The sequence below is a fragment of the Intrasporangium chromatireducens Q5-1 genome, assembly GCF_000576575.1.
GTDB lineage: Bacteria > Actinomycetota > Actinomycetes > Actinomycetales > Dermatophilaceae > Intrasporangium_A > Intrasporangium_A chromatireducens.
Genome location: NZ_AWQS01000188.1, coordinates 1 through 7,387, shown reverse-complemented (window position 1 = coordinate 7,387; position 7,387 = coordinate 1). Strand labels below are relative to the sequence as shown.

Here is a 7,387-nt window from a genome sequence, read left to right as displayed (position 1 = left end):
CGCCGGCCGGAGCGGCGCCGGCCGGGGCGAGCAGCGTGTCGTACCAGAGCTTCGCAGACCGCTCGGCGTCGACACCGAGCGCGACGGAGACCCGGACCGGTGCCTCGCCGTGGGGGTCGTGGGCCAGGTCCCCGCGCCAGTCGCGCCGGTCGACGATCGTCCGGCCGCGGGACCAGGTGCCGGCCAGCTCGACGCGCACCGGCAGCTCCTCGGTGCGGATCAGGGCTGGCTCGACGACGGCGCAGACGGCTCCGGCATCGCCGATCGTCGCCGCCCGCCCACCGAAGCGGTCGCACTGGAAGTGGATGAGTCGGCCGGCCAGCTCGGCGGCGCTGCGGCCGCCGACCGCCACGAGGCGGTCCGCCTGCTCCCTCGTCACGACGGGATCGTAGAAGACGTCGAGGCCGTACATCGTCACCGCGATCCCCAGCTCCTGGCATGCGTCGAGGACGATGGCGGCGGCCTCGGGGTCGTGGAAGACGTTGAACTCGGCGGACGCCGTCGCGTTGCCGACGTGGGCAGCTCCACCCATGAAAACGATCCGCTCGATGCCCGTGGCCGACTCGGGGTGGGTTCGCAGCAGCAGGGCGAGGTTCGTCAGGGGGGCGAGCGGCACGATGGTCACCTTGCGGCCCGACCCGGCCGCCGCTTCGCAGACGTCCCGGAGCAGCTCCACGGCGTGCCGGTGGTCGGCCTGGCGCGGGCTGGCCGGCCAGCCGAGGTCGCCCATGCCGTCCTCGCCGTGCACGTGACGGGCGTCCACCGGCGTCTCGAGAAGGGGACGCGCCGCACCGCGTGCGACGGGAACATCCTGCCGGCCCGCGGCGTCGAGCACGACCAAGGTGTTGCGCACGACGTCCTCGACCGAGGCATTGCCTCCGACACAGGTGACCGCTCGCAGCTCGAGCCGCGGATGCAGCGCGGCGAAGGCGATGGCACAGGCATCGTCGACGCCGGTGTCGACGTCGAGCACGACGGGGAGGGACGCTGCTGTCACCGCGGCAACGTATCGCGTCATCTCGACGAGTCCCCGGCCGGAGCACCAGGGAAAGCGGACGAATACCTGCAAAACGGACAAAACCTCATGAATCGCCTCCTATGCTCGGCGGCGTTGGACCGGCTCAGCCGCCGGCCTCCGCAAGACCTACGTGCCGGTGCGCCGGACGACCGGCGGGTTAGTGTGGCGGGGTGCGTGATTCCCGGCCTCACCACCTTTCGGGGCCAAGGTGTCGGTCGCGCCGTCGCACCGTCTCCTGCCTCGTCGGTATGGCGCTCACCCTGACCGCATGTACGACCCCGCAAGCCCCGGGCCCGTCCGCGGGCCCCTCGGGCCCGGCGACGTCGGAGCCGGTCACCAGCGGCACGGGCACGGCTCCGGCCACCAGCCCGAGCCCCTCATCCACCAGCTCGGCCGCCACGTCCCCGCCGCAGTCTCCCACCGCGTCGACGCCGCCGGCGCCGCCCTCCAGCACGTCCCCGCCCACGTCCTCCTGCGTGACCTCGATCGTCGACCGGCTGACTCCCGCCGAACGGGCCGGCCAGCTGCTGATGGTCGGTATCGACGTCAAGGCCGGCCGCAACAGCCTCGACTCGCTCGTCACCGGCCGCCATCTCGGCGGGGTCGTCCTCCTCGGTGGCTGGTATGACGGCTCGGCCTCCGTACGGTCGACGACGAACCACCTCGCATCGCTCGGCTCGGCCCGAGCGACGGGCGGCCTCGGGCTCCTGCTCGCCGCCGACCAGGAGGGCGGCAACGTGCAGCAGCTGCGGGGTGCCGGCTTCACCCGCATCCCCTCGGCACTCGACCAGGGCACGCTGTCGCCGCGCGACCTCACCGCGGCCGCCACCTCGTGGGGGCGTGAGCTCAAGCGGGCCGGGATCAACGTGAACCTCGCGCCGGTCGCCGACACGGTGCCGAGCAGCATCGGCACCGCCAACCAGCCCATCGGGCGCTGGGGACGTGAGTACGCCCACGACGCCGCCCGAGTCGCGACGATGTCGGTGGCGTTCCTCAAGGGCATGCACGCGGCAGGTGTCGCGACGTCGGTCAAGCACTTCCCCGGGCTCGGTCGGATCACCGGCAACACCGACCTGACGGCCCGCGGCATCACCGACTCGGTCACGACGACGCACGACCCCTACCTCGAGCCGTTCGCCGCGGGCATCGGCGCCGGGACGGACCTGGTCATGGTCGGATCGGCGATCTACAGCCGCATCGACCCGGGCGTGAACGCGGTCTTCTCGCAGCGCATTGTGTCGGGCCTCCTCCGGGACCAGCTCGGCTACCGGGGGGTCGTCATCACCGACGACGTCGGCGCCGCCAAGGCCGTCGCGGCCGTGCCCGCGGGCCAACGCGCGGTCCGCTTCGTCGCCGCCGGTGGCGACATCGTCCTGACCGCGAGGCCTGGGACCGTGCCCGCGATGCACGACGCACTCACGGCGCGGATGCGGACGGACCCCGCCTTCGCCGACCTCGTCGAGGCAGCCGTGACGCGCGTCGTCACCCTCAAGGTCGCGCGGGGCCTGGCGTCCTGCCGGTGACGCAACAGCCGACGAGGGCGGTCAGGTCAGGACCGTCGTCACCGGCATCGACGAGTCGGTCGGCAGGCCGAGATCGCTCGGCTCACGGCCCTTCAGGACCATCTGCGCCCCGAGCGCAGCGACCATCGCCCCGTTGTCCGTGCACAGCCCCGGGCGCGGCACCCGCAGGGTCACCCCCGCCCGGGCGCACCGCTCCTCGGCGAGGGCCCGCAGGCGGGAGTTGGCCGCGACGCCACCCCCGATGAGCAGGTGGTCGACGTCGTTCTCCCGGCAGGCGAGCAGCGCCTTCTTCGTCAGCACGTCGACCACCGCCTCCTGGAAGCTCGCCGCGACATCGGCCACGGGGACCGGCTCACCGGCGCGGTGCCGGTGCTCGACCCACCGCGCCACCGCGGTCTTGAGCCCGGAGAAGGAGAAGTCGAACCGGTGCCGCTCCATGTCCCGGCCACTCGTGAGGCCGCGCGGGAAGTCGATGGCGACCTGGTCGCCCTCCCGCGCCGCCCGGTCGACGTGGGGGCCGCCGGGGAACGGGAGCCCGAGCACGCGGGCCACCTTGTCGAAGGCCTCCCCCGCGGCGTCGTCCATCGTCGAGCCGAGGGAACGCACGTCGTCGGTCACGTCGGGGACGAGCAGCAGCGACGAGTGGCCGCCCGAGACGAGCAGCGCCATCGTCGGCTCCGGCAGCGGGCCGTGCTCGACGATGTCGACGGCGACGTGGGAGGCGAGGTGGTTGACCCCGTAGATCGGCGTGTCGAGCGCGACGGCGAGGGCCTTGGCGGCCGCCACTCCGACGAGCAGAGATCCGGCCAGGCCGGGACCCGCCGTCACGGAGATCGCGTCGAGGTCGCGCAGGGTGACTCCGGCATCCCGGCAGGCCCGCTCGATGGTGGGCACCATCGCCTCGAGGTGGGCCCGGCTGGCGACCTCTGGCACGACCCCGCCGAACCGGGCGTGCTCGTCGACACTGCTCGCCACGGCGTCGGCGAGCAAAGTCTCGCCCCGCACGATGCCGACCCCGGTCTCGTCACATGACGTCTCGATCCCGAGGACGAGTGGTTCGTCAGGCATTGGCTCCTCCGATCAGCTTGCGCATGACGAGCGCGTCCACGCCGTCCGGCTGGTAGTACTTGCGGCGCACCGAGATGACGTCGAAGCCGTTCCGCTCGTAGAGCCTTCGCGCGGACGCGTTGTCCGCGCGCACCTCCAGGAGCAATGACCGTATGCCGCTCAGCTCGGCCCGTCGGACCAGCTCGCCGAGCAGGTGGTGGCCCAGCCCCCTCCCCCGGGCCGCCGGCACGACGGCGACGGTCATGACGTCACCGGTCTCACCGGCCCGGTCGAGGCCGGCGTAGCCGACGATCTGTCCGTCCCCGTCGACGGCGACGACGTAGTCGCGCCGCGGCCGGCCGGCCAGCTCGTGCCACCACGACTCGACCGACCAGGCGTCGTCCGCGAAGAGCTCGCGCTCGAGCACCGCCAGGGTCTCGAGGTCGGTCCACTCGAGGTCCCTCAGCGCGACGCTGTGAGGCCCGCCGGTGTCAGCAGGGGGCATCGGGACACCTCGGACCGGGTGGGGGTGCGGTGCTGGTGGTGCGGCCGCTCATCCGAGGGTCGACTTGGTCGGTGCCGCGGGGGCGACGTCCGGGCGCCGCAGATACAGGGGCTCGAGCCCGTCGAACTCGGCGTCGGCGGCGAGCCGGCGCACGGCGAGGTCCGCGAGCGCCCCGGCCGAGACATCCAGCAGGGGCGGCTCCCCCGCCTCTCCGCCGGTCGAGGTATTCGCCGGGCGCATCTGTCCGCGTAATACTTCGACCGGCGGCGGGACTGGGCTCGTGAAGGGGTGCGGCAGTGCCTCCGGGTAGAGGACCGGTCCGCGGCCCACCGTGGGCATCGCCCGCCAGTCGTCCGGCAGGTTCATGGCCTTGTCGACGACCGGCCCGGCCACGCGCGTGGCGGCACCCTCGTCGAGGAGGTGGTGAGCGGCATACACCTCCTTGCGTCGCGCGTCCGTCGCGACGAGCAGGTCACCGCGGTGGCCGCGGAGCCACGCCGCGTGCGCGAGGGCGTCGAGACTGCACAGGCCGCGCACGGGCACGTCGATCGCGAACGCGAAGGTCCGGCCGGTGACGATGCCGACCCGCAGCCCCGTGAAGGGCCCGGGGCCGATACCGACGACGACGTCGGTCACGTCGGCGGGGCGGGCGCCGGCGGCGGCGAGGGCGTGCTGCACCTCGGGTGCCAGGTGTTCGGCGTGGGCGCGGGCGTCGAGCGTGGTCTCCTCGGCCACGACCCCGTCACCGTCGTGGAGGGCAACGGTGATGGCGGTCGTGGAGGTGTCGATCGCGAGCAGGAGCACCGGGTCAGGTTATCCGGCCCGGTGCTGAGCACTGCCCCGAGCCGTCACCGGCTCATGGCTGCGGGCGGCAGCGGCCGCGTCGGTGGCTGCTCCCGGCCGCGCAGGGGCAGGTGGCTGGAGCCCGCCGTGAGGAAGAGGATCGCGAACACGGCGATCGGGAGGACGACCACGCCGGTCGAGGTGCCGAACAGCGAGCCCAGGCCGGGGCCGTCACCGGTGCGAGCCTCGGTGAAGTAGCGCACGAGGATCACGACAAGGGGCATCGCAGCGGTCGCTGCCAGGAGGACACCGGCGTGCCACGGGTGGTGCTGGCCCATCACGGCGATCGGCACGGCGAGGATCAGCGCGATGATCGGCATGGTCGGTGCGTCCACGGGGTCGAAGACGACCGTGGCGACCGCCCACAGGGCATAGAGCACGACCGCGCCGGTCAGGACCGTCGTCGCGACCTCCGGCCGGCCGAGGGCCAGCACGACGAGCGCGGCGAGCGGCACGACGACTCCTGCGGTGATGAGGACCGCCTTCCAACCGCCCGGGTCGTCGAAGGCGTTGCCGAGCGCGAAGAAGAGCCCACCGACCCCGAAGAGCGACGTCAGGACGAGTGCGGTTCTACGGAGGATGATCGAGGCTGACATCTGCACCACCTGCTTTCCTCACCTCCAGACTCCGGTCCGCGCGGGGCGTTGGACCAGTGCCGAAGGTCCCGCGACCTGCGGGCTCGTGACCCGCGGGTCGGCAGGCAGGGTCAGGACGCGTGCCCGGTCAGGACGTGAGCAGCGCCTCGAGGCGGCCGTCCCAGCGGGGCCCCACGGCCACGAGCCGGGCGGTGCGCTCCGGCTCGCCGGTGAGCGAGATCTCGAGCCGGGAGTCGGACAGCTGCTCGGCGAGGCCGGCGCCCCACTCGACGATCGTGACGCTCTGGTCGAGGTCGGCGTCGAGGTCGAGGTCGTCGAGCTCCAGCTGGCTGCCGAGCCGGTAGGCGTCGACGTGCACGAGCGCCGGCCCGCCGACGAGCGACGGGTGGATCCGGGAGATGACGAACGTCGGAGACGTCACCGGGCCGCGCACCCCCAGACCCGCCCCGATGCCCTGGGTCAGGGTCGTCTTGCCGGCGCCGAGGTCGCCGGTCAGCACGAGGAGGTCGCCGGCGCGCAGCTGCTGCCCGAGCCGACGCCCGAACGCCTGCGTGTCCTCGGCCGTTCTCAGCCGGATCTCACGCTCCACGTCCGGCCCTTCTTTCCTGTCCCGCCCGGGGCAGGCGCGGCGGACGGGCGGCATGGGCGCGGTAGAGGCGCTCCTTGGCCACGTTGGTGACGGTGCGCCGGACCCGCGGCTGCTGGCTCACCTCGAGGTGCTCCGCCCTGGACCGGACCGCCCGCTCGATCAGCTGGGTGAGCTGGGCGTTCAGCAGGTCCGGGTGCTCGAGCATGATGATGTGCCCCGCGTCGTTGACGAGGACGTGCTCGGCACCGGGGATGCCGTCGACGATGAGGTCGCTGTGCTGCGGTGGGGTGAGGACGTCGTCCTTGCCGTTGAAGACGAGGACGTGGACACCGCGGAAGTACTTGAGGGCGGGCCGGATGTCGAAGCCGTCGAAGGTGGCGAGGTAGTCGTTGATGACGTCGAGCGGCGTGCCGAGCAGGATGTCGGCGGTGAACCGCACGAGTGAGGCGGCGACCGGCGAGGCGAACGAGTTCTGGTCGACGAGGAACTCCTCCAGCGTCGCACTGGAGCGGCGCACCCACGACCAGAGATCGGGGCGCTCACTGAGCGGGGTGAGCACCGCGGGGCCGAGCCGCTCGAGCAGGAGCCGGCCGATCGTCGCGCTCCGACCGCCGTTGGCCAGGGTGATCCCGCCCGGGCTCGTCGAGACGAAGCCCACCCCGATGACCCGCTCGCGGATCAGCTCGGGGTCCAGCTCGCCGAGGGCCATGATCGTCATGCCGCCCATCGAGTGGCCGACTAGGACGAGGTCGCCGGTCGGGGCGACCTGCTCGATGACGGTCCGCAGGTCGCGGGCGAGTCGCTCGATGACGTAGGAGTCCGGCTCCCCGCGACCGGACTTGCCGTGGCCACGGTGGTCCCAGCTGACGACCCGGTAGCCGGCCGCCTTGAGGGCGCGGCGCTGGAACACCCAGCAGCGCAGGCTGAGGCAGTAGCCGTGGGTCAGCACGATCGTGGGCAGCTCGTCCGCACGGCCGCCGGCGGTGAGGCCGCGGGCGGCCGCCTCGGCCGCCTCGGCCGTCGGCTCGTCGATCTCGACGTGGAGGGTGACGCCGTCGTCGGTGAGCACGACGCGCTCCTCGTCGGGGACGACGTCGTAGGTGTCACGGGTGTCGAGCGCGAACATCGCGGCGCGGTGCTTCGTCGCCCGGTCCGCGACGACCCCCGCCGCGACACCGGCCGCGACACCGACGAGGGCCGCTCCGACGCCGATGAGGGGATTGCGCCGTCGTTCGGGGCTCACTGGTTTACCTTCCTTGTGTCGGC

General features: G+C 72.8%; 9 protein-coding genes. 1 reads left to right on the top strand and 8 read right to left on the bottom strand.

Annotated elements, in window-relative coordinates; genetic code table 11:
* Together N864_RS16915 and N864_RS26095 are read right to left on the bottom strand one after the other, a co-directional pair.
* On the bottom strand, positions 1-997 hold a 997-nt coding region (locus N864_RS16915), incomplete at its 3' end, for a nucleoside hydrolase (protein WP_240474372.1).
* 208 nt (positions 998-1,205) lie between these two features.
* Positions 1,206-1,484 (bottom strand): hypothetical protein, encoded by a 279-nt coding sequence (locus N864_RS26095; protein WP_034719562.1) that lies wholly within the window; start codon positions 1,482-1,484, stop codon positions 1,206-1,208.
* A 10-nt stretch (positions 1,485-1,494) separates the two neighbouring features.
* Here N864_RS26095 and N864_RS16905 point away from each other — a divergent pair, with 10 nt between their 5' ends.
* Positions 1,495-2,541, top strand: a complete 1,047-nt coding sequence (locus N864_RS16905) for a glycoside hydrolase family 3 N-terminal domain-containing protein (protein WP_240474371.1) — start codon at positions 1,495-1,497, stop codon at positions 2,539-2,541.
* Positions 2,542-2,562: 21 nt separating this feature from the next.
* On the opposite strand, the gene tsaD is transcribed toward N864_RS16905, so the two are convergent.
* The 6 genes from tsaD to N864_RS16875 all read right to left on the bottom strand — a co-directional run bounded on the left by tsaD (position 2,563) and on the right by N864_RS16875 (position 7,364).
* The gene (gene tsaD, locus N864_RS16900; RefSeq protein ID WP_034719560.1) at positions 2,563-3,609 is read right to left on the bottom strand and encodes a tRNA (adenosine(37)-N6)-threonylcarbamoyltransferase complex transferase subunit TsaD; all 1,047 of its coding nucleotides are present in this window, start codon (positions 3,607-3,609) and stop codon (positions 2,563-2,565) included.
* Positions 3,602-4,093 carry a ribosomal protein S18-alanine N-acetyltransferase gene (rimI, locus tag N864_RS16895; protein ID WP_034719556.1) on the bottom strand — a complete coding sequence of 164 codons (492 nt, stop codon included), beginning with the start codon at positions 4,091-4,093 and terminating at the stop codon, positions 3,602-3,604. The genes tsaD and rimI overlap by 8 nt, the downstream gene beginning before the upstream one ends.
* Positions 4,094-4,141: 48 nt before the next feature.
* On the bottom strand, positions 4,142-4,897 hold the full coding sequence (gene tsaB / locus N864_RS16890; protein ID WP_081793974.1) for a tRNA (adenosine(37)-N6)-threonylcarbamoyltransferase complex dimerization subunit type 1 TsaB: 756 nt from the start codon (positions 4,895-4,897) through the stop codon (positions 4,142-4,144).
* Positions 4,898-4,941: 44 nt separating this feature from the next.
* On the bottom strand, positions 4,942-5,532 hold the full coding sequence (locus N864_RS16885) for a hypothetical protein (protein WP_155892986.1): 591 nt from the start codon (positions 5,530-5,532) through the stop codon (positions 4,942-4,944).
* A gap of 127 nt (positions 5,533-5,659) precedes the next feature.
* A complete protein-coding gene (gene tsaE, locus N864_RS16880) occupies positions 5,660-6,121 on the bottom strand; it encodes a tRNA (adenosine(37)-N6)-threonylcarbamoyltransferase complex ATPase subunit type 1 TsaE (protein ID WP_034719550.1) in 462 nt (153 codons plus the stop codon).
* On the bottom strand, positions 6,111-7,364 hold the full coding sequence (locus tag N864_RS16875; protein WP_034719548.1) for an alpha/beta fold hydrolase: 1,254 nt from the start codon (positions 7,362-7,364) through the stop codon (positions 6,111-6,113). Before N864_RS16875 ends, tsaE begins: the two co-directional genes overlap by 11 nt.
* Positions 7,365-7,387 lie beyond the last annotated feature (23 nt).

Excerpts from the sequence above, each read along its gene's own strand:
- tsaD (WP_034719560.1), bottom strand. The coding sequence starts at position 3,609 with ATGCCTGACGAACCACTCGTCCTCGGGATCGAGACGTCATGTGACGAG.
- rimI (WP_034719556.1), bottom strand. The coding sequence starts at position 4,093 with ATGCCCCCTGCTGACACCGGCGGGCCTCACAGCGTCGCGCTGAGGGAC.
- N864_RS16885 (WP_155892986.1), bottom strand. The coding sequence starts at position 5,532 with ATGTCAGCCTCGATCATCCTCCGTAGAACCGCACTCGTCCTGACGTCG.